General features: G+C 69.1%; 14 protein-coding genes. 3 read left to right on the top strand and 11 right to left on the bottom strand.

Features of this window, described 5'->3' with window-relative positions:
- Positions 1 to 71: 71 nt before the first annotated feature.
- Both EV375_RS27830 and EV375_RS27835 read left to right on the top strand, forming a co-directional pair.
- A complete protein-coding gene (locus tag EV375_RS27830) occupies positions 72 to 1295 on the top strand; it encodes an acetyl-CoA C-acyltransferase (protein WP_130302675.1) in 1224 nt (407 codons plus the stop codon).
- Positions 1292 to 3424 (top strand): 3-hydroxyacyl-CoA dehydrogenase NAD-binding domain-containing protein, encoded by a 2133-nt coding sequence (locus tag EV375_RS27835; RefSeq protein ID WP_130302676.1) that lies wholly within the window; start codon positions 1292 to 1294, stop codon positions 3422 to 3424. Before EV375_RS27830 ends, EV375_RS27835 begins: the two co-directional genes overlap by 4 nt.
- A 197-nt stretch (positions 3425 to 3621) precedes the next feature.
- Here the strand turns inward: EV375_RS27835 and EV375_RS27840 are convergent, their stop codons facing one another.
- The 10 genes from EV375_RS27840 to EV375_RS27885 form a co-directional block, all read right to left on the bottom strand.
- Positions 3622 to 5139 (bottom strand): glycosyltransferase family 39 protein, encoded by a 1518-nt coding sequence (locus EV375_RS27840; RefSeq protein WP_130302677.1) that lies wholly within the window; start codon positions 5137 to 5139, stop codon positions 3622 to 3624.
- Positions 5140 to 5238: 99 nt separating this feature from the next.
- On the bottom strand, positions 5239 to 7149 hold the full coding sequence (gene dxs / locus EV375_RS27845) for a 1-deoxy-D-xylulose-5-phosphate synthase (protein WP_207228529.1): 1911 nt from the start codon (positions 7147 to 7149) through the stop codon (positions 5239 to 5241).
- Between the two features lie 810 nt (positions 7150 to 7959).
- Positions 7960 to 9273: an ABC transporter permease subunit gene (locus EV375_RS27850; protein ID WP_130302678.1), complete on the bottom strand. Its 1314-nt coding sequence runs from the start codon at positions 9271 to 9273 to the stop codon at positions 7960 to 7962.
- Complete coding sequence (locus tag EV375_RS27855) at positions 9270 to 10037, bottom strand: ATP-binding cassette domain-containing protein (protein WP_486588879.1); 768 nt, start codon at positions 10035 to 10037, stop codon at positions 9270 to 9272. Before EV375_RS27855 ends, EV375_RS27850 begins: the two co-directional genes overlap by 4 nt.
- A gap of 136 nt (positions 10038 to 10173) precedes the next feature.
- Positions 10174 to 11265, bottom strand: coding sequence for a substrate-binding domain-containing protein (locus EV375_RS27860; protein WP_207228488.1), 1092 nt, complete (start codon positions 11263 to 11265; stop codon positions 10174 to 10176).
- 220 nt (positions 11266 to 11485) lie between these two features.
- Positions 11486 to 12739: an ROK family transcriptional regulator gene (locus EV375_RS27865; protein ID WP_130302932.1), complete on the bottom strand. Its 1254-nt coding sequence runs from the start codon at positions 12737 to 12739 to the stop codon at positions 11486 to 11488.
- Positions 12740 to 12937: 198 nt separating this feature from the next.
- Positions 12938 to 13873, bottom strand: a complete 936-nt coding sequence (locus EV375_RS27870) for a carbohydrate ABC transporter permease (protein ID WP_130302680.1) — start codon at positions 13871 to 13873, stop codon at positions 12938 to 12940.
- On the bottom strand, positions 13873 to 14796 hold the full coding sequence (locus tag EV375_RS27875; RefSeq protein ID WP_130302681.1) for a carbohydrate ABC transporter permease: 924 nt from the start codon (positions 14794 to 14796) through the stop codon (positions 13873 to 13875). Before EV375_RS27875 ends, EV375_RS27870 begins: the two co-directional genes overlap by 1 nt.
- A gap of 51 nt (positions 14797 to 14847) precedes the next feature.
- Positions 14848 to 16272: an N-acetylglucosamine/diacetylchitobiose ABC transporter substrate-binding protein gene (gene ngcE, locus EV375_RS27880; RefSeq protein WP_130302682.1), complete on the bottom strand. Its 1425-nt coding sequence runs from the start codon at positions 16270 to 16272 to the stop codon at positions 14848 to 14850.
- Positions 16273 to 16640: 368 nt separating this feature from the next.
- Positions 16641 to 19472: an aconitate hydratase gene (locus EV375_RS27885; protein ID WP_130302683.1), complete on the bottom strand. Its 2832-nt coding sequence runs from the start codon at positions 19470 to 19472 to the stop codon at positions 16641 to 16643.
- Positions 19473 to 19873: 401 nt separating this feature from the next.
- On the opposite strand from EV375_RS27885, the gene EV375_RS27890 reads away from it, so the two are divergent.
- On the top strand, positions 19874 to 21403 hold the full coding sequence (locus EV375_RS27890; protein WP_130302684.1) for a UDP-N-acetylglucosamine 1-carboxyvinyltransferase: 1530 nt from the start codon (positions 19874 to 19876) through the stop codon (positions 21401 to 21403).
- 135 nt (positions 21404 to 21538) lie between these two features.
- Here the strand turns inward: EV375_RS27890 and EV375_RS27895 are convergent, their stop codons facing one another.
- Positions 21539 to 21817, bottom strand: coding sequence for a DUF5133 domain-containing protein (locus tag EV375_RS27895; RefSeq protein WP_130302685.1), 279 nt, complete (start codon positions 21815 to 21817; stop codon positions 21539 to 21541).
- Positions 21818 to 21960: the final 143 nt, after the last annotated feature.

Raw genomic sequence — 21960 nt, forward strand, 5'->3', positions numbered from 1 at the left:
CCCACGGGTAGCATGAGCCGTGGGAAGCGCGCCGTACGGCGTAACTGCACCGCACCTGGAGGAGAGCCAAAGTGCCTCGTACCGCTAGGGACGTCGTCTTCGTCGACGGCGTCCGCACACCGTTCGGCAAGGCGGGCCCCAAGGGCATCTATCACGAGACCAGGGCAGACGACCTGGTCGTGAAGTGCATCCGCGAACTGCTGCGCCGTAACCCGGAGCTGCCCCCCGAGCGCATCGACGAGGTGGCCGTCGCCGCCACCACCCAGATCGGCGACCAGGGGCTGACCCTCGGCCGCACCGCGGGGATTCTGGCCGGACTGCCCAACACCGTCCCCGGATACTCCATCGACCGCATGTGCGCCGGCGCGATGACGGCGGTGACGAGCACCGCCGGTTCCATCTCCTTCGGCGCGTACGACGTCGTGGTCGCGGGCGGTGTCGAGCACATGGGCCGTCACCCCATGGGCGAGGGCGTCGACCCCAACCCGCGCTTCGTGTCGGAGAAGCTGGTCGACCAGTCCGCCCTGTTCATGGGTATGACGGCCGAGAACCTGCACGACCGCTTCCCCCACCTGAGCAAGCAGCGCGCCGACGAGTACGCGGTGCGCAGCCAGGAGAAGGCCGCCAAGGCCTACGCCAACGGCAAGATCCAGCAGGACCTCGTGCCGATCTCGATCCGCCGCACGAACGGTGAGGGCGGGGAGACCGGCTGGGGCCTGGCCACGCAGGACGAGCCGATGCGTCCGGGCACCACGCTGGAGAGCCTCGCCGGGCTGAAGACTCCCTTCCGTGCGCACGGCCGCGTCACGCCGGGCAACGCCGCCGGTCTCAACGACGGTGCGACGGCCTCACTGATCGCCGCCGAGGACTTCGCGCGGGAGATGGACCTCCCGGTGAAGATGCGGCTGGTCAGCTACGCGTTCGCCGGTGTCGAGCCGGAGGTCATGGGCGTCGGGCCCGTGCCGTCCACGCAGAAGGCGCTGGCGAAGGCCGGGCTGTCGATCGACGACATCGGCCTCTTCGAGGTCAACGAGGCCTTCGCGGTGCAGGTGCTGGCGCTGCTGGACCACTACGGCATCGCCGACGACGACCCGAGGGTCAACCAGTACGGCGGCGCCATCGCCTACGGGCACCCGCTGGCCTCCTCCGGCGTCCGCCTGATGACGCAGCTGGCCCGCCAGTTCGAGGAGCAGCCGCACGTGCGCTACGGGCTGACGACGATGTGCGTCGGCTTCGGCATGGGCGGAACCGTGATCTGGGAGAACCCCCACCACGAGAAGGCAGGGAACAAGTGAGCACCAAGACCGCCGAGTTGCTGAAGGGCGCAGCCGAACTGTTCCCGGACGAGGTCGTCACGCAGGCGCACGTGCGCCACCTCGACCTGCCGGACGGGGCGGGCCGGTTCGCTCTCATCACGCTGGACAACGGCTTCGACCACACCAAGCCGACGACGTTCGGGCCGGCTTCGCTGGCCAACCTCGACGCGGCGCTCGACCAGGTGGAGAAGGAGGCGAAGGCGGGCGAGATCGTCGGCGTGGGCCTCACCGGCAAGCCGTTCATCTTCGCCGTCGGCGCCGACCTCAAGGGCGTCGAGCTGCTCAAGGAGCACGAGGACGCGCTCGCCATCGGTCAGGGCGGTCACGCGGTCTTCCGGCGGCTGGCCGACCTCGGAGTGCCGACCTTCGCGTACTACAACGGCGCGGCCATGGGCGGCGGCGTCGAGGTGGGGCTGCACTGCAACTACCGCACCGTCTCGCAGGCCGCGCCCGCGTTCGGGCTGCCGGAGGTCTTCCTCGGGCTGGTGCCCGGCTGGGGCGGCTGCGCGCTGCTGCCGAACCTCATCGGCGCCGACCGCGCGGTCTCCGTCATCATCGAGAACTCCCTCAACCAGAACAAGCAGCTCAAGGGCCCGCAGGTCTACGAACTCGGCATCGCCGACGCCCTGTTCGAGGGCGCGGACTTCCTCGAGCAGTCGCTGCGCTGGACGGCGGCCGTCCTCAAGGGCGAGATCGAGGTCGTACGCCCCGAGATCGACCGTGACGAGGCGTGGGACCAGGCCGTTGCACGCGGCAAGCAGATCGCCGACGAGAAGGTGCACGGCGCCGCCCCCGCCGCGTACCGCGCGCTCGACATCATCGCCGCGGCCAAGAGCGGCGATCTGCGTGCGGGCTTCGAGGCCGAGGACAAGGCGCTGGCCGACCTGATCATGGGCGGCGAACTCCGCAGCGGCATCTACGCGTTCAACCTCGTGCAGAAGCGTGCCAAGCGGCCGGCGGGAGCTCCGGACAAGTCGCTGGCCCGTCCCGTCACCAAGGTGGGCATCGTCGGCGCCGGGCTCATGGCCTCTCAGCTGGCGATGCTCTTCGCACGCCGCCTGGAGGTGCCGGTCGTACTGACCGACATCGACCAGGAGCGGGTCGACAAGGGCGTGGCCTACGTCCACGAGGAGATCGACAAGCTGCTGCTGAAGGGCCGCGTCAACCAGGACAAGGCCAACCGGCTGAAGGCGCTGGTGACCGGTTCGCTGGACAAGGCGACCGCCTTCGCGGACGCGGACTTCGTCATCGAGGCCGTCTTCGAGGAGATGGGCCTCAAGCAGAAGATCTTCGCCGAGGTGGAGGCGGTCGTGCCGGAGCACGCCCTCCTCGCCACCAACACCTCGTCGCTGTCGGTCACGGAGATGGCCTCGAAGCTCAAGCACCCCGAACGTGTGGTCGGCTTCCACTTCTTCAACCCGGTGGCGGTGCTGCCGCTGCTGGAGATCGTACGGGCGGAGAAGACGGACGACGCCTCGCTGGCGACGGCCTTCTCCGTGGCCAAGTCGCTGAAGAAGACGGCCGTTCTGGTCAAGGACGCACCCGCCTTCGTCGTCAACCGGGTGCTGACCCGGTTCCTCGGCGAGGTGCTGCGCTCCATCGACGAGGGCACTCCGGTCGACGTCGCGGACCGAGCGCTGGCGCCGCTGGGTCTGCCCATGTCACCGATCGTGCTGCTGGAGCTGGTCGGTCCGGCCGTCGCCCACCACGTCTCGGGCACGCTGCACGCCGCGTTCCCCGACCGCTTCGGCGTCTCGGAGAACCTCGGACGCATCGTCGAGGCGGGCAAGCGCAACCTCTACGTCCCGGGCTCCGCGAAGCCGGAACTGGACCCGGAGGTCGAGGCGCTCTTCCAGACGGGCGACGTGGCGCTCACCGAGGAGCAGGTGCGGGAGCGGGCGCTGGACGCCATCGCGCAGGAGGTCCGCCTCATGCTCGACGAGGGCGTCGTCGCCGAGGCGCAGGACATCGACCTGTGCCTGATCACCGGTGCGGGCTGGCCTTTCCACCTCGGCGGCATCACGCCGTACCTGGACCGTGAGGGCGTCAGCGAACGGGCCACCGGACGCCGGTTCCTGGAGCCGGGCGTCGCCAGCGTTCCCGCGTAGCAGGCAGGGAGACGGACACGGAAACGGCGGCGTCCGTCCGCGCACACCGGCAACGGGTGCGCGGGCGGGCGCCGTTCGCCGTCGCGGGTCGCCTCGCCCGCGACGGCGAAGGAGACGGCGAGGCCGCGAGGGGACTGGGGCTCTGGACGGGCTTCAGACCAGCCACTTCCCCCCGGAGCCTGGACCCGCGTCCGCGCTCAACCGGCCGCGGCGGCCGAACGGACGTACACGACCGCGCCGTCGACCGTTCCCACGCGTTCGTAGTGACGGGCCACGTACACCCGCAGCGTCGGCGTGCGCGGCAGCGCATACGGCTTCCCGCGGGAGTCGTCGACGATCAACTCCGGGGGCGTGCTTCGCAGTTCGCGCCGGAGGTGCGGCCAGGCCCCCTCCATCGCGTACCGCTCCCCCACGCGCGCCCCGGTGCGTCCGCCGCTGAAGTTGGTGAGGAAACCCGCGGTGAGATAGCGGGAGGCGGGGGTACGTGCGGAGAGCCAGTAGCCTTCGGGGTGCATGCCCCACAGAAGGACGCGGTCGGCCGGGGCGGTACGGGCGCGGACCTCGGCGGCCAGGCGCTGCTGATGGGCGAGTTCGCCGCGCGGGAAGAGCAGCAGCGCCCAGGCGAGGAACCCGGCGGCGATCAGCGCGTTGCAGGCGATGACGGCCACGGCGCCGCGCGCGGTGAGGTGTTGCAGCGCTGATGCCGCCAACAGAGCTACGGCAGGCGTGAGTTGCAGGAAGTAGTGGCCGAAGAACTGGAAGCCTGCGGTCGCCGCGGCCGCCGAGGCCGCCAGCCACACCCACACGTCCGACGTGCGGGACGGCATGCGTCCCCAGCGTGCCGCGCACAGCACCGCGAGCAGCATCGGCAGGCAACCCCCCGCCAGGAGGCCGCAGTTGGCGAGAGCCCGCACCAGCGCGTAGCCCAGCGAGCCGTCCGCCGAGAGGTAGCTCCGTGAGCCGGTGGCCATCCAGAAGACGAACCGCCCTGGCCCGTACAGGAGCGCGGCGGCCAGTACGGGAAGCGCCGTGGCCGCGGAGAGGCGCACCAGGGGCCACCAGCCGGCTCGCGCCGACCACAGCAGCCACAGCACGGGCACCAGCACGGCGCCGCCGGTCTGCTTGGTGAGCACCGCACCCGCGACCGCCAGGCCGGCCCACGCCCAACGGCCCCGGTCCGCACACCACATGGCGAGGACCGTCCACGGCAGCATGAAGACCTCGAACGTGGCCGCCTGTGTGTCCTCGGGAACAAGGGCGACGGACGTGAGGACGTAGCAGACGCCTGCCAGGCGTCCCGCACGCTCGCCCCAGCGGCGGCGCGCGAGGGAGGCGAGCAGCACCGCACCGGCCAGCACGGCCAGCACGGCCGCGACTTTCAGCGGCCACAGGGAGCGGTCCCCGAAGAGCGCGAACGCGCCGCGGTACAGCCAGGGCAGCAGCGGCGGCTTGCGGTCCACGACCGTCTCGTACAGCGTCCCGCCGGCCGCCAACTGCCGTGCCTGGGTGGCGAGATAGCCCTCGTCCGGGTTCCACAGCGGACGGGCGAAGGACGGCAGCCTGGAGACCGCCGTCAGCAGCACCAGCAGCGGCAGCAGACGCGCCCAGAATCGCGGCCGCCCCCTGTCGTCGACGGCAGTGACGACGTCATGGCCGGTGGGAGCGGGAGCACCGCCCCCGGGTCCGGGCACGGCGGTCGTACGGGAGGGCGGCATGCACCAAAGCTAGCGGGACGCACGGGACGGCACCCGGCAGGGCCGGACCGGAACCCTGAGGCATTCGGTCCGGCCCTGCCGGGTGCGGTCGTGCGCGCGTCAGTCGCGCGCGGCTTCGGCCGTCTCCGTCTCGTACCGCCCGTCCAGCTTCGCGACGAGGCCCGTCACCTGACGGGCGATGTCCGGTGCGGTGAGCCCGATCTCGGCCATCACGTCGGCGCGCGAGCCGTGGTCGAGGAAGCGCTCGGGGATGCCGAAGTCACGCAGCGGGACGTCGACGTTCGCGTCCCGCAGTGCCTGCGCCACGGCCGAACCGACGCCGCCCGCACGGCCGTTGTCCTCGACGGTGACCACGACGCGGTGCTGCTCCGCGAAGGGCGGCAGCTCCTCGTCGACGGGCTTGACCCAGCGCGGGTCGACGACGGTCGTCGAGATGCCCTGCTTGTCGAGGAGGTCGGCGACCTCCAGGCACATCGGCGCGAGTGCGCCCACCGACACCAGCAGCACGTCGGGCCGCTGGACGTCCGCGGGCCTGCGCAGCACGTCCATCCCGCCGACACGGCCGACGGCCGGAACGGGCGGGCCCACCTTGCCCTTGGAGTAGCGCACCACCGTCGGTGCGTCGTCCACCTCGACGGCCTCGCGCAGCTGGGCGCGCACCTGGTCGGCGTCGCGCGGCGCCGCCAGCCTCAGACCGGGAACGCACTGGAGCACCGACATGTCCCACATGCCGTTGTGCGAGGCGCCGTCGGAGCCGGTGACGCCCGCGCGGTCCAGTACGAACGTCACGCCGCACTTGTGGAGCGCGACGTCCATCAGCAACTGGTCGAAGGCCCGGTTGAGGAAGGTGGCGTAGACGGCGAAGACGGGGTGCACCCCGCCGGTGGCGAGGCCCGCAGCGGAGACGGCGGCGTGCTGCTCGGCGATGCCGACGTCGTAGACGCGGTCGGGGAACTCCTCGGCGAAGCGCTGCAGTCCGACGGGGCGCATCATCGCGGCGGTGATGGCGACGATGTCCTCGCGCTCACGCCCGAGCTTGACCATCTCCTCGCCGAAGACCGAAGTCCAGTCGGCACCCGAGGACTTCACCGGCAGGCCGGTGTCGGGGTGGATGATGCCGACCTGGTGGAACTGGTCCGCCTCGTCCTCCAGAGCGGGCTGGTAGCCGCGGCCCTTCTCCGTCAGGCAGTGCACCAGCACCGGCCCGCCGAAGCGCTTGGCGCGCTGGAGGGCGGATTCGACGGCAGCCAGGTCGTGCCCGTCGATCGGGCCGACGTACTTCAGGCCGAGGTCCTCGAACATGCCCTGCGGGGCGATGAAGTCCTTCAGGCCCTTCTTGGCGCCGTGCAGCGTCTCGTACAGCGGCTTGCCGACGACGGGCGTGCGGTTGAGGACCTCCTTGCCGCGGGCGAGGAAGCGCTCGTAGCCGTCCGTCGTGCGCAGCGTGGCGAGGTGGTTGGCGAGGCCGCCGATGGTCGGTGCGTAGCTGCGCTCGTTGTCGTTGACGACGATGACGAGGGGGCGGTCCTTGGCGGCCGCGATGTTGTTCAGCGCCTCCCAGGCCATGCCCCCGGTCAGGGCGCCGTCACCGATGACGGCGACGACGTGGTCGTCCTTGTGGCGCAGCTCGTTGGCCTTCGCGAGGCCGTCCGCCCATCCGAGGACGGTGGAGGCGTGGCTGTTCTCGATGACGTCGTGCTCGGACTCGGCACGCGAGGGGTAGCCGGAGAGGCCCCCCTTGCTCTTGAGCTTGGTGAAGTTCTGACGGCCGGTCAGCAGCTTGTGGACGTAGCACTGGTGGCCGGTGTCGAAGAGGATCTTGTCCTTCGGGGAGTCGAACACCCGGTGCAGGGCGATGGTCAGCTCCACCACGCCCAGGTTCGGCCCGAGGTGCCCGCCGGTCTTGGAGACCGAGTCGACCAGGTACGACCGGACCTCACCGGCCAGCTGCTCCAACTGCTCCGGTGAAAGCTGGTCGAGGTCGCGCGGTCCCTCGACGCGGGTCAGCAGGTCCCACCTGCCGCGGCGTTGTGCCCTGGGGAACTCCACCGCCCCCGACCCGGGATGACGCGCTGAGCGCGGCCCCTTCTCCACGGTGCCTCCTTGCTTTCGAGCGTGATCGAGCTGTGCCGATCCGTCGAGTCTAATGTTCCTACCGCAGACGGGGTCTCCTGGCCGTGCGAGATCGATCACCCGTCTGGACGTGGCACACGTGGTCTCCGGGCCCGTTTGCGGGGCGGAAAGCAAGTCCGGCACACCGCCCGAGAGGCCTCCTTTCCGGGGAACGGCGGCGTCCTTCCGGGCGCCCGCACCCCGGGAAGGCGGCCGGTCCGGCGGTGCTGCCACCCCCGGGTGACGGTCGGCCGGGCCCGGGCTCATCGGGGCGGGCGAGGCGCCCGCTCGGTCCATGCGCGGGCGTCACGCGGTGCCGGAAACCCCCCGACGCAGGCCGGAGTTGTCCCCCTTCAGGGCGTTTCGGGGTGAATCGGAAGCCCGGACAGCCCCTGGCTCATGAAGCCGGACAGCCCCGGCCCATGCAGAGGGAGCCCGAGCCGGGCCGGAGGCCGGTGGCCCCGTCGAGGTGAAGGAGACCCGCCGGAATCGGGCGGGATCGGCCGGACCGCGTTCCGCAGCGGCACCGCCGCACGCCAGGGGCCTCTGCGGAAGACGTCCGCGGAGGCCCCGCCGCCCCGGGCCCATGAGGGGCGGCACCGGGAGCGCGCTCCCGGGTGGAAGTGGCGGGGCAGGTTCCGCGGAACCCTGCCCCGCCACTTCGAGAGCGGCCACGAAGGCGGCCGCCGGACGAGTTCCAGGTCCTAGCTAGGTTCGTCCCGCCGTCTTCTGCGTCCGCCGGGAGACGGAGTCGATGACGACCGCGGCGAGAAGCACCGCACCGGTGATCATGTACTGGATCTCGCTGGCCATGCCCAGCAGGTTCAGGCCCTGCTGGATGGACTGGATGACCAGGATGCCCAGCAGGGCGGACCAGATCTTGCCGCGTCCGCCGAAGAGGCTGGTGCCGCCGATGACGGCCGCCGCGATGACGTTCATCAGCGTGTTGCCAGCGCCGAGGCTCTTCGTGGCGCCGCCGGAGAGGCTGGCGATGAACAGCCCGCCGAAGGCGGCCAGCATGCCCGCGATGCCGAAGACGGTGATGCGGACCCGCTCGACGTTGATGCCGGCCCGTCGCGCCGCCTCCGCGTTGCCGCCGACGGCGAAGATCTGCCGCCCGTACGTCGTGCGGCGCACCGCGAAGTCGGCGATGACGAGCACCGCCAGGAACAGCACCAGCGCCAGCGGCAGTCCGCGCGACTGGTTGAGCACGTACGCGGCGACGAAGGCGACCACCGCCATCACCGCGGTGCGCACCACGATCTCGCTGACCGGACGGGACGGCAGCCGGGCCGACCGGCGCCGCTTCGCGTCCACCAACAGGGCTGCGGCGTAGGCGATCACGGCGACGATGGCCAGTCCGTAGGCGGCGGCGATGTCCTCGAAGTAGTAGCCGGTCAGGTCCTCGACGACGCTGCTGTCGGGGGTGTTGATGCTGCCTTCCTGGCCCATGAGCCAGATCTGCAGACCGCTCCATCCCAGGAATCCGGCCAGCGTCACCACGAACGCGGGGACGCCGACCTTGGCGAAGAAGAAGCCGTGCAGCGCACCGATGGCCAGGCCTGAGGCGATGGCGATCAGCACCGCAAGCCAGTCGTTGACGTCGTGCGTGACGCTCAGCACCGCCCACACGGCCGCCCCGACACCCGCGACGGAACCGACCGAGAGGTCGATCTCTCCCAGCAGCAGGACGAAGACGATGCCGGTGGCCATGATTCCCGTGCCGGCGATGTAGACGCTGATGTCGCTGACGCTGCCCGCGGAGAGGAAGTTCTCGTTCAGCGACTGGAAGATGACGGCGATGATGATCAGGCCGAGGATGACGGGGATCGAGCCGAGCTCACCGCCGCGGACCTTGCGCTTGAACTCCGTCAGGTAGCCCGCGAAGCCCTGCTCGCGCACGAGCAGGCGGGGGTCGACCACGCGGTCCCCGCCGCCGGCCCCGGCGTCGCCGTTCGCGGGTGCCGCTTCCTTCGCGTCCGCGGCGTCGGTGCCGCGCTCCTTGTCGACGGTGTCGCTCACTGCGCCGCCTCCTTCTCGGTACGGGCCTGGCGGCGGGTGACGGCGTTGTCGGAGGCGCCGGTGATCGCGGCGATGACCTCTTCGTGGGAGGTGGTCTCCACGTCGAACACCCCGTTGTTGCGGCCGAGGCGCAGCACCGCGACACGGTCGGCGACGGCCTGCACGTCGGCCATGTTGTGGCTGATGAGGATGACGGCGAGGCCACGTTCACGCAGCCGCTCGACCAGGTCGAGGACCTGGGCGGTCTGTTCGACGCCGAGTGCCGCGGTCGGCTCGTCGAGGATCACGACCTTCGGCTCGCCGATGAGGGCGCGGGCGATGGCGACGACCTGCCGCTGCCCGCCGGAGAGCGAGGCGACGGGGATGCGGACGCTGGGGATGCGGATGGAGAGCGTGTCCAGCAGCTCCATCGCCCGCTTCTCCATCGCGATCTCGTCGAGGATCGCGGCGTGGCGCGCCTCGTTGCCGAGGAAGAGGTTGGCGACGACGTCGAGGTTGTCGCACAGCGCCAGGTCCTGGTAGACGGTGGCGATGCCGAGGTCCTGGGCGTCGTGGGGCCGGCTGATCGTGACCGGCCTGCCCTCCCATTCGATGCCGCCCTCGTCGATGGGGTGAACACCCGCGATGGTTTTGACGAGGGTCGATTTGCCGGCGCCGTTGTCGCCGACGAGGGCGACCACCTCGCCGGCCTGTATTTCCAGATCAACGTCGGTGAGTGCCTGGACGGCACCGAACCGCTTGGAGATCCCGCGCAGCGCCAGCACGGTTTCCTTCGCCACTGGGCAAACTCCGATCTTCCGTCAGGAGCCGCCCCCGCTCACGGCGGGGGCGGCGGCCTGCGCTTCGTTCAGGGAGACGCTTCGTTTCAGGAGGGGCCGCCCGGACGGGCGGCCCCTGGGGTCACTTCAGACCGGCCGACTCGCAAGCCTTGGCGAACTGCGGGGTGCAGATCTGACCGACCTCGTAGACCTTGTCCTTGAGGATCGTGTCCTTGATGTTGTCCTTGGTCACGATCTTGGCGTCGTACAGCTGGGCGGGAACGCCCTTCTTGCTCTTGCTGTCGACCTTCTTCGGCGTGAACTCGTCGATCTTCTTGCCCTTGAGCAGGGCCACCGCGATCTCCGCCGTGGTCTCCGCCTGCGGCTTGATCGCCTTGTAGATCGTCAGCGTCTGGTCACCCTTGATGATCCGCTGCAGACCCGCGAGTTCGGCGTCCTGGCCACCGAGCGGCACGTCCGTGACGCCCGCCTTCTTCATGGCGGTTGAGACACCGCCGGCCATGCCGTCGTTGGCGGCGTAGACGCCGTCGAAGCCGTCCTTGCCGAGCTTGGTGATGGCGGCGCCCATCTTCTTGTTTGCCTCGTCCGGCGACCAGTCCGGGATGTCCTGCTCGTAGACGACCTTCTTGACCTTGCTGTCGAGGACGCTGTGCGCGCCCTTCTTGAACAGCGGCGCGTTCGGGTCCGTCGGCGAGCCGTTGATCATGACGACGTTGGCGTCCTTGGCCTTGTCGCCCAGCGCCTCGACCAGCCCCTGGCCCTGCAGTTCGCCGATCCGCTCGTTGTCGTAGGAGATGTAGGCGGAGATGTCGCCCTCGGCGAGGCGGTCGTACGCGACGACCTTGACGTCCTTCTTCGCGGCGCGGTCCACCCACGACTTGGTGGCCTGCGCGTCGACGGCGTCCAGGATGATCGTCTTGACGCCCTGCGCGATGAGCGCGTCGAACTGCTTCTTCTGGAGCTCGGAGTCCTGGTTGGCGTTGTTGTACTTGACCTTGCATTCCTTGCAGAGGGACTTGATCTTGTCCGTCATGTAAGGACGGTCGAACGTCTCGTAGCGAGTCGTCTTGTTCTCCGGCAGCAGCAGGCCGATGGTCTTGTTGTCGCCATCGCTGCCGCCGTCACCGCCGCCGGCCTTGCCACAGGCCGCGAGGGACACGGCCATCGATATGGCTGCCGTACCGATGACGACGCGACGCAGCTTTGCGTTCATGGGGTTCCAACCTCCCTGACGAGGCCGCGTCGTTGCGGCCGAGGTGCTCGGAAGTCAACTCTCAGGCCAGCCAGGCGTCAAGAAGTAAATCATTAACGAGACGGCAACGATGCCATCCGTTATCTCCATGAACTCAGAACGCCCACGGCGTGTGCCCACACGATTCCGGAGCGCAGGCGGATGCCGTTCGTCTTCGTCGCCCCGCCCGCCTCCGGGTTCGTCAGACGGGCGCCGCGAGCGCGTCCACGGGCGCTCTGCGTTCACCGTCGACGGCTCCCGCGGGCCTCCTCCCCGGCACGGGGGCGGAGGGTTCCAGCAGCGTCGCGTCCCCCATCTCGCTGAGCACCAGGGCCAGCGCGCCCAGCACCTCCGCGCGACCGCCCAGCGTGCCGGGCACCACCGTCAACTGGCGTGCGGCGCTGGGGATCGCGTACCGCGCCACGGAGTCGCGCACGGGCCCGAGCACGACGTCGCCCGCCTCCGCGAGATCGCCGCCGATGACGACACGGCTGGGGTTGAGCAGATTGCAGAGGTTGGCGACACCGCTGCCGATGTGGCGCCCGAGGTCACCGACGACCCTGCGGCACCCCGGGTCCCCCTCGCGCGCCAGCTGGACCACCCGCGCCATCGTCAGGTCGGTGCCGTGGCTGGAGTGCAGCAGTGGCAGTACGTAGCGGGCCGCCGTGAAGGTTTCAAGGCAGCCGCGGTTTCCGCAGCGGCAGACCGGGCCCGACTCGTCCAGGGTGATGTGCCCGATCTCGCCCGCCGTGCCGCCCGGGCCGCGGTAGATCTGCCCGTTGATGACGAGGCCGGCACCGACGCCGCTGGCGACCTTGATGTACGCGAGGTCCGTCGCGCCGCGGCCGTTGCCCCACACCTGCTCGCCCAGGGCGCCGAGGTTGGCGTCGTTGTCGACGTGGACCGGAACTCCCAGCCGCGACGCCAGCTCCTCGCGCGGGTGGGTGCCGCTCCAGCCGGGAAGGATGGACGTCGACCCCAGCTCACCGGTCTCCACGTCGATGGGCCCCGGAACGCCGAGGCCCACTCCGATCAGCTTCTCGCGGCTGATCCCGGTGGCGGCGACGAGCCGGTGGACGAGCTGCTCGGCCCGGTCGAAGCCCTCCTCCGCCGAGGCGTCCACGTCGATCGGCTCGGCCTCCTCGGCCAGCACCTGGTGCGCCAGGTTCCCCACGGCGACGCGCAGATGGGAGTGCCCGAAGTCGACCCCGACGACGGCGCCCGCGTCGCCGCTCAGCGAGACCGCACGCGCCCTGCGCCCGCCCGCCGAGGTGGGCGTGACCTGGACGGTCCCGCCCTCCTTGAGCTCCCGGACGATGTTGGAGACGGTCGCCGCGGACAGCCCTGTGGTGCGCGCGATGTCCGCCTGCGTGAGCGAGCCCGCCATGCGTACCGCCCGCACGACCCGCTCGAGGTTCGCCCGGTGCAGCGACGACTGCGACCCCGGAGTCTCCACCACTGATCCACTCCCGCCTCGACGGCCGGCGCGACCATCGGACCGTCCGCCGCACCGACTCTTCGAAACGGCTTGTCTCCAATACCTGAACTCCAAGCAGAGCCCGAGCGGTTCTCTCCCGTCAAGACCTTGAACGGGGTGTGCGCTCACATGTGAGACTTTCTACGGAGGGTGAGCGGGGTGTCCGAAGTACGGCCCCTACTTCAGCGCACCCGCGGTCAGCCCCGCCACGACCTGCCGCTGGAAGATGATGTACGCCGCCAGCACCGGCAGCATCGCCATCACCAGGCCGGCGAACAGACCCGACCAGTCCCCCTTGTACCCCTGGCTGGCGGCCAGTTCGACGAGTCCCTGGGTGAGCACCCGCTGGTCCGGGTCGGTGTTGAGCACGGTGGGCAGCATGTACTGGTTCCACTGCCCGAGGAAGTTGAAGATGCCCACGCTGATCAGACCGGGCTTCGCCATGGGCAGCATCACCTGGAAGAAGGTCCGGGTGTGCGAGGCCCCGTCGATGAGCGCCGCCTCCGCCACCGACGTCGGCAGCGAGCGGAAGAACGAGGTCAGGAAGAACGTCGTGAACGGCAGTGAGTACGCGATGTAGGCAAGGATCAGGCCGTGACGGGTGTTCAGCAGCCCCGTGTTGCTCATCACGTAGAACAGCGGCACCAGGGCGAGGATGATCGGGAAGCTCATCCCGCCGATGAACAGGAAGTAGAAGAAGCGGTTCCCGGGAAAGTCGAACCGGGCCAGTACGTACGCGACCATGCTGCCGAGGAGCATGGTGCCGGCCAGTGAACCGCCCACCACGAGAATGGTGTTGAAGAAGTACTCGCTCATGTGCGCCTGGCTCCAGGCGCGCGACCAGTTGTCGAAGTTGAGCGTGGACGGCGGTGACCACGGCGAGGTGAAGATGCTCTTGTCGTCCTTGAAGGAGGTCATCACCGCCCACAGCAGCGGCATCACCACCATCACGGCCCACAGGACGAGCATTCCGTGCGAGAAGACGTTGAGGGTCTTCCCCTCGGAGCCCCTGGCGCTCTCCTTGTCGGCGGTGCCGCGCAGCGGGTCCCCCGTGAGAACGCTGCTCACCGTCTCGGTCTCACGGTCCTCGGGCAGGGTTCCGGTGCTCTTCATCAGTACTCCAGCCTTTCGCGGCGACCGAGTTTCAGTACGACGGCCGCGAAGGCCAGAGTGACCACGAGCAGCGCTACGCCGATCGTGGTGGCGTAGGCGGCCTGCCCGTCACGGAATGCCTTCAGGTACACGTACAGCGGCAGCACGGTGGTGGAGTAGGCGGGACCGCCCGGACCGGTGGTCATGATCTGCACCACCGCGAACGCCTCGGCGCCCAGCGCCAGGATGCCCATGTAGATCCAGCCGGACTGCACGGTGTCCCACAGCAGGGGCAGGGTGATCCGGAAGAACGTGGTGATCCGGTCGGCGCCGTCCAGCAGCGCGGCCTCGTAGTAGTCACGCGGTATGGACGTCATGGCGGCCGAGAAGAGCACGACGAAGAAGCCGACCGTGCTCCACACCATCACGGCCATCACGGCCCACAGCGCGGTTTCCGGGTCGCCCAGCCACGCCGTCTTCAGCGCGGAGAGACCCACCGCGTCCAGCGCCGCGTTGAGCGAGCCGCTGCGCGGGTTGTAGGCGAAGCGGAACAGCAGGGCGACGATGGCGATCGACAGCACCTGCGGGAAGAAATAGACGATCTTGTAGAAGCCGGATCCCCGCACGCCGGAGACCGCGGAGTTCTTCCGCCGCCGCCCCCCGACGTTGATCATGAAGGCGAAGAACAGCGCAAGGCTGATCGTCACCAGCGGCAGCAGCAGCAGGAACAACAAGCTGTGCTGCAGCGACTTCCAGAAGACCTCATCGCTGAACAGCTTGATGTAGTTGTCGAAGCCGACCATCTTGAAGTCCGGACTCAGTCCGGTCCAGTCGGTGAACGAATAGTAGATCGACTGGGCAAACGGCCAGATGACAAAGACCGCGTAGATCGTGAGGGGAACGATCAAGAACCCCACGATGAACCGGTACTTGCCGTGCTCCATTACTCACCGACTCCGATCCTGCTGTGACCTGCCGCCGCTGGTGGCGAATGTTCAGTTGTGCTTGTAGTGCGTGATGGAGTCGTCTTCGCGCGCTTCGTCGGTGTACTTCTGGGCCTTCTTCATCGTCTCGGCCGGGGTCATGCGGCCGGCCATCATCTCGCCCAGACAGGCGACGCCGATCTTCTCCTTCTGCAGGGCGACGTACCAGTCCTGGATTCGGGGATTGACGATGTTCTTGCCCGCCTTGTCCAGGGCGTCGACGGCCGACTGCAGGCCCGGGGGCAGCGACAGGCCCTCCGTGCCGCCGTTGAAGGACGTCAGCGAGGACACCTGCTTGGTGAAGTTCTTCGAGGACGCCTCACCGAGCATGATCCGCAGCTGCTCCATGCCACCCGCGGGGTTCTTGGCCTTGGCGGGCACGATGAACGGCTCGCCGCCGGAGGCCCACAGCGTGCCGAAGGGCAGCTTGTCGCCGCTGTCCAGGCCGGAGGGTGCTGCCACCCGCATCTCGAAGTCCTTCGGAGTGGTCTTCTTCGCCTCGTTCTCCACCCAGGAGCCGTTCGGGATGAACAGCGCCTTGCCCTCGTTCCACGCGGTCTGCGACTCGATGTGGTCCAGGCCCGGGGTGCCGTCGAGGATGTAGCCCTTCTTGAACAGCTCGTAGTACGCCTCGAGGGCCGCCTTGACCGCCGGCTGCTTCCAGGCGCCGGGCTCCAGGTTGTCGATCGCCTCGAGCACCTCGGGGCCGCCGATCTTGGCCATGAAGGGGTAGAGGCTGAAGGGCAGGTAGTACGGGTGCTTGCCCGCGTACGTCCATCCCGCCATGCCCTTCTTCTTCGCCTTGGCGCAGACGGCGAGCATGTCGTCCCAGGTCTCCGGGTATTCGGCGTCGAGCTTGTCGAGCGCCTTCTGGGAGTACCAGACGCCGTAGACGGTGTAGGCGTAGTACATGATCCACACCGGGCTGCCGTCGAACTGGCCCATCTCGACCACACCGGGGCGCAGGGTGTCGCGCACCTTCTTGTCCGGGTCGTCGATGGAGGGTGCGTCCAGCAGGTCCGTGAGGTCGGTGAGCTGTTTCTTGCCCACCAGGACGCCCATGTCCATCTGCTCGGCGCCCGAGTTGTCGATCAGGTCCGGAGGGGTGCCGCCGTTGAACCGGGGCTGCAGCACCGACTGGATCTTCTGGGTCGACTTCAGCTTGGTCTTGGCCTTGGGGAAGTTCTTCTCGTATACGGCCTGTGCGTCCTCGGCGTACTTGGTGCCGAAGCCGCCGTCGAAGATGTAGATCTCCAGAGGGGCGCTCTTGTTCACGCCGAGCGGGTTGTCCTTGGTCTTCTTGCCCTTCTCGACCTTGTTGTCCTCACCGCTGCCACTGGCGCACGAGGTGAGTGCTCCGACGGCGGGGACGGTTATCAGGCCGGCTGCGGCTGCCTGCTTGATCAGGTTACGGCGGTTGACGTGGTTGGGTCCCATGCTCAAGTCCTCGCCTTCTCCAGGACTCAGGCGGTGTTCCGGGGTCTCCCGAGGACTCGCCCACCGGCGAAAAGCCCGACACCGCGGGTCAGTTGAAGCTGAGTTGGTCGTTTTCGCTACCGCCGGGAGCGCCGCGTGCACGGGGCCCTCGTGAGGTGCCGACAGGTATAGTCCACTTGCCGTCAACAGGGCAAGATCAAAACAACCCGAAAGGTGAGTCTTTCCCGAGTTGAGACCTGGCGGATTCCCGGCGGCACCGGGAAATGCCGACGGCATGAGACCACAAAGCGGCGGGCGCCGGGAGCTGACTCCCGGCACCCGCCTGTGCCCTCGGTGCCCGCCCGCGCCAGGGGCGGGCCGGGCCGGTACTACGCGTTCAGCAGCGAGCGCAGGACGTACTGCATGATCCCGCCGTTGCGGTAGTAGTCGGCCTCGCCAGGGGTGTCGATGCGTACGGTCGCGTCGAAGGAGACACCCGACTCCGTGCTGACCCCGACCGTCGCGGGAATGCCGCCGTCGTTGAGCGCGGTGATCCCGGAGAAGCTGAAGGTCTCCTCGCCGGTCAGTCCCAGCGACTCGGCGGTCTGCCCCTCGGGGAACTGGAGCGGCAGCACACCCATGCCGATCAGGTTCGAGCGGTGGATCCGCTCGTAGGACTCGGCGATGACGACCTTGACACCCAGCAGCGCCGTACCCTTCGCCGCCCAGTCGCGGGACGAGCCGGAGCCGTACTCCTTGCCCGCGAGGACGACCAGCGGGATGCCCTGCTCCTGGTAGTTCTGCGAGGCGTCGTAGATGAAGGAGACGGGCGCGTCCGGCTGCGTGAAGTCGCGGGTGTAGCCACCTTCTGGCAGAGAAGAGTAGCCAGCGCCCTCGGCGATCTGGTTGCGCAGCCGGATGTTGGCGAACGTCCCGCGGATCATCACCTCGTGGTTGCCGCGGCGCGAGCCGTAGCTGTTGAAGTCGCGGCGCTCGACGCCGTGTTCGGTGAGGTACTTGCCGGCGGGGGTGTCGGCCTTGATCGCACCGGCCGGCGAGATGTGGTCGGTTGTCACCGAGTCGCCCAGCTTGGCCAGCACGCGCGCGCCCGAGATGTCCTCGACGGGGGCGGGTTCGGTGCCCATGCCGTCGAAGTACGGGGGCTTGCGCACGTACGTGGACTCCGGGTCCCACTCGAAGGTGTTGCCGGTGGGCACCGGAAGCGCCTGCCACTGCTCGTCGCCGGCGAAGACGTCCGCGTAGTCCTTGGTGAACATCTCCTGGCCGATGCAGGAGGCCACGACCTCCTCGACCTCCTGCTCGGAGGGCCACAGGTCGGCCAGGTGAACGGGGTTGCCGTCCTGGTCGGTGCCGAGCGGCTCGGTGGTGATGTCGACCTTCATCGAACCGGCGATGGCGTAGGCGACGACCAGCGGCGGGGACGCGAGGTAGTTCATCTTCACGTCCGGGTTGATCCGGCCCTCGAAGTTCCGGTTGCCGGAGAGGACGGACACGACGGCGAGGTCGTTGTCGTTGACGGCCTGCGAGATCTCCTCCGGCAGCGGCCCGGAGTTGCCGATGCAGGTCGTGCAGCCGTAGCCGACGAGGTTGAAGCCGAGCTTGTCCAGGTACGGGGTGAGGCCCGCACGGTCGTAGTAGTCCATGACGACCTGGGAGCCCGGGGCCAGGGTGGTCTTGACCCACGGCTTGCGCGTGAGGCCCTTCTCCACCGCCTTCTTGGCCACCAGGGCGGCGCCCACCATGACGTACGGGTTGGAGGTGTTGGTGCAGGAGGTGATCGCGGCGACCGCGACGGCGCCGTGGTCGATCTCGTACGAAGCCCCGTCCGGGCCCGTGACCTGGACGCGCTTCGTCGGGCCGCTGTCGGTCCCGGAACCGAGGGACGCGTGCTGCGGTGCGCCGACACCGTTCTCGCTGGTGCCGTAGGCCGGGGCGTCGCTCGCCGGGAAGGACTCGGCGCTCGCCTCGTCCACGGGGGAGCCGCCGGTCTGCGCCTTCTGCGGCTTGCCGTTGTCCTCCTCCTTGACGTAGGCGGGCAGGTCGGCGAGGAACTGCCGCTTGGCATCGGAGAGGGAGATGCGGTCCTGCGGGCGCTTCGGCCCGGCGATCGACGGCACGACGGAGGCCAGGTCCAGCTCCAGGTACTCGCTGTACTCCGGCTCGTGGGCAGGGTCGTGCCACATGCCCTGCTCCTTGGCGTACGCCTCGACGAGCCGGAGCTGCTCCTGCGAACGGCCGGTGAGCGTCAGGTAGTTGATGGTCTCCTCGTCGATCGGGAAGATCGCGGCGGTGGAGCCGAACTCCGGCGACATGTTGCCGATGGTCGCGCGGTTCGCGAGCGGCACCGCGCCGACGCCCTCGCCGTAGAACTCGACGAACTTGCCGACCACGCCGTGCCGGCGCAGCATCTCGGTGATCGTGAGAACGAGGTCGGTGGCGGTGGTGCCCGTCGGCAGCGAGCCGGTGAGCTTGAAGCCGACGACGCGGGGGATCAGCATCGAGACCGGCTGGCCGAGCATCGCGGCCTCCGCCTCGATGCCGCCGACGCCCCAGCCGAGCACGCCGAGGCCGTTGACCATGGTCGTGTGCGAGTCGGTGCCCACGAGGGTGTCCGGGTAGGCCTGCCCGCCACGCACCATGACCGTACGGGCGAGGTGCTCGATGTTGACCTGGTGGACGATGCCGGTGCCGGGCGGCACGACCTTGAACTCGTCGAAGGCGGTCTGGCCCCAGCGCAGGAACTGGTAGCGCTCGCGGTTGCGCCCGTACTCCAGCTCGACGTTCTGCGCGAAGGCGTTGGCGGTGCCGAACTTGTCGGCGATCACGGAGTGGTCGATGACCAGCTCGGCGGGGGCCAGGGGGTTGATGCGGTCCGCGTCGCCGCCGAGCTCCTTGACGGCCTCACGCATGGTCGCCAGGTCCACCACGCAGGGCACACCCGTGAAGTCCTGCATGATCACGCGAGCCGGCGTGAACTGGATCTCCCGGCTGGGCTGGGCGTTCGGATCCCACCCGCCCAGGGCGCGGATGTGGTCGGCGGTGATGTTGGCGCCGTCCTCGGTGCGCAGGAGGTTCTCCAGCAGGACCTTCAGGCTGTACGGGAGGCGCGCGGAGCCCTCCACCTTGTCCAGCTTGAAGATCTCGTACGACTCGTCGCCCACCTGCAGCGTGCTGCGGGCGTCGAAGCTGTTCGCCGACACGACAGTCTCCTTCAGTGCGTTGGCATCCGTCCCCTGGCCCTGCGGCAGGAGACCCCCAGCGGGCGAAGCTTGTCGGCTGGCTGCGGGCGAGCCTGCAAGCCTTGCTCGGCTGCGGTCGATTGTGGTGCGCGCGCTCGTGCTGTGCGCACTCAGGCAAGTTATCTCGATGTCGAGATAACTCTAGTACACGTGCGCCCCCGGGTCATGAGGGGTGCCCGAACCGATCGGCGCCACGCCCGGGGTCGCACGGGATTCAGCGGTCCGCGAGCCGCACCTCACCCCCGCCGGCCCCGGGACTGCACTCCGCACCGGGGCGGTCTCACGCCGTATCGCACCGCACGTCAACCGCACAGGCACATCCTCGGTGCGAAGTCATCTCACATGTGAGATATTCTCGACGCATGACTGATGACTACCTCGCCCGCATCGGGCAACTCATTCGCGACGCCCGTCAGCACCGGGGCTGGACTCAAGTGAAGCTCGCCGAGGCCCTGGGCACGAGCCAGAGCGCCGTGAACCGGATCGAGCGGGGCAACCAAAACATCAGTCTTGAGATGATCGCGCGCATCTCCGAGGCGTTGGACAGTGAGATCGTCTCGCTCGGCTACTCCGGCCCGATGCACCTTCGCGTCGTGGGCGGGCGGCGCCTGTCCGGCAGCATCGACGTCAAGACGAGCAAGAACGCGTGCGTCGCGCTGCTGTGCGCCTCGCTGCTCAACTCCGGGCGCACGGTGCTGCGCAGGGTCGCCAGGATCGAAGAGGTCTTCCGCATCCTCGAGGTGCTCTCCTCCATCGGCGTCCGCGCCCGGTGGATCAACGACGGCGCCGACCTGGAGATCGTGCCCCCCGCCGAGCTGGACCTGGAGGCCATCGACGCGGACGCGGCGCGCCGCACCCGCAGCATCATCATGTTCCTCGGTCCACTTCTGCACCGCATGGAACAGTTCCGCATCCCGTACGCGGGCGGCTGCGACCTCGGCACGCGCACCGTGCAGCCACACATGATCGCCCTGCGTCGCTTCGGCCTGGAGATCACGGCGACCGAGGGCCTGTACCACGCGGTGGTGGAGCGCTCCGTCACGCCCGGGGGGCCCATCGTGCTGACCGAGCGCGGCGACACCGTCACCGAGAACGCTCTGCTGGCCGCGGCCCGGCACGACGGCGTCACGATGATCCGCAACGCCTCCTCCAACTACATGGTCCAGGACCTGTGCTTCTTCCTGGAGCAGCTCGGCGTCAAGGTCGAGGGCATCGGCACGACGACGCTGACCGTGCACGGTGTCGCGGAGATCGACGTCGACGTCGACTACTCCCCCTCCGAGGACCCGGTCGAGGCGATGAGCCTGCTGGCCGCCGCGGTCGTCACCGGCTCCGAACTGACCGTCTGCCGGGTGCCGGTGGAGTTCCTGGAGATCGAGCTCGCGGTGCTGGACGAGATGGGCCTCGACACCGACCGCAGCCTGGAGTACGCGGCCGACAACGGCCGTACACGGCTGGTCGACCTGACGGTGCGCCCCTCCAAGCTGGAGGCGCCCGCGGACAAGATCCACCCGATGCCCTTCCCGGGCATCAACATCGACAACGTCCCGTTCTTCGCCGCGATCGCCGCCGTCGCGGAGGGGCAGACGCTCATCCACGACTGGGTCTACGACAACCGCGCCATCTACCTCACCGACCTGAACCGGCTCGGCGGGCGCCTGCAGCTCCTCGACCCGCACCGGGTCCTGGTCGAAGGCCCCACGCGCTGGAGGGCCGCGGAGATGATGTGCCCGCCCGCACTGCGGCCCGCGGTCGTGGTGCTGCTCGGGATGCTGGCGGCGGAGGGGACCTCCGTGCTGCGCAACGTCTATGTCATCAACCGCGGCTACGAGGACCTCGCCGAGCGGCTCAACGAAGTCGGCGCGCAGATCGAGACGTTCCGCGACATCTGAGCGTCAGCCGCCTCCCTCCGGTTCTCCGGCCCCACGGGCCCCTCCGGCTCCTGCGGCCAGGCAGGCCATGCACGCCACGCAGCGGCACACGCCCGTGCCGCCGCGCCCGGGAAGCCCGGGCGCGGCCGGTCCCGGTCAGCCTGCGGGCGGCCGGGCGTCGCCCCTCACACCCCGTCCGGGCGCGTCCTCCTCGGCGAGGAGTGAATCGTCGTGCGTACGGGCGCCCGGGAGCCGGTGCCGGGCAGCGATCAAGGCCGCGTCGACGTCCTTGGTGCCGGTGGCGATGCAGAGGGTGTACTCCACGTCGTCGAGGCGCTGCCGGGCTTCGGGAGTGCCTTCTTCTGCGTTGACGGCGTGGAGAGTCTCGTACTGCCGGAGCAGCTTGTTCAGGACGGCGGTGTGTGCCATCAGCATGGCCGGCCTCCTCCGATTGCTGTTTCGGGTCACGCTGCACGGCAGACAGCGGCGCGCTGCTCGTTCGCCGGCGCAGTCCTCGGCTGACCGCCCCCTTCCCCGGGCGACGGTGCTTTCGCTGAACGCGAGTACCCCGTCGGCCG

This window comes from Streptomyces sp. CNZ301 (assembly GCF_004217425.1).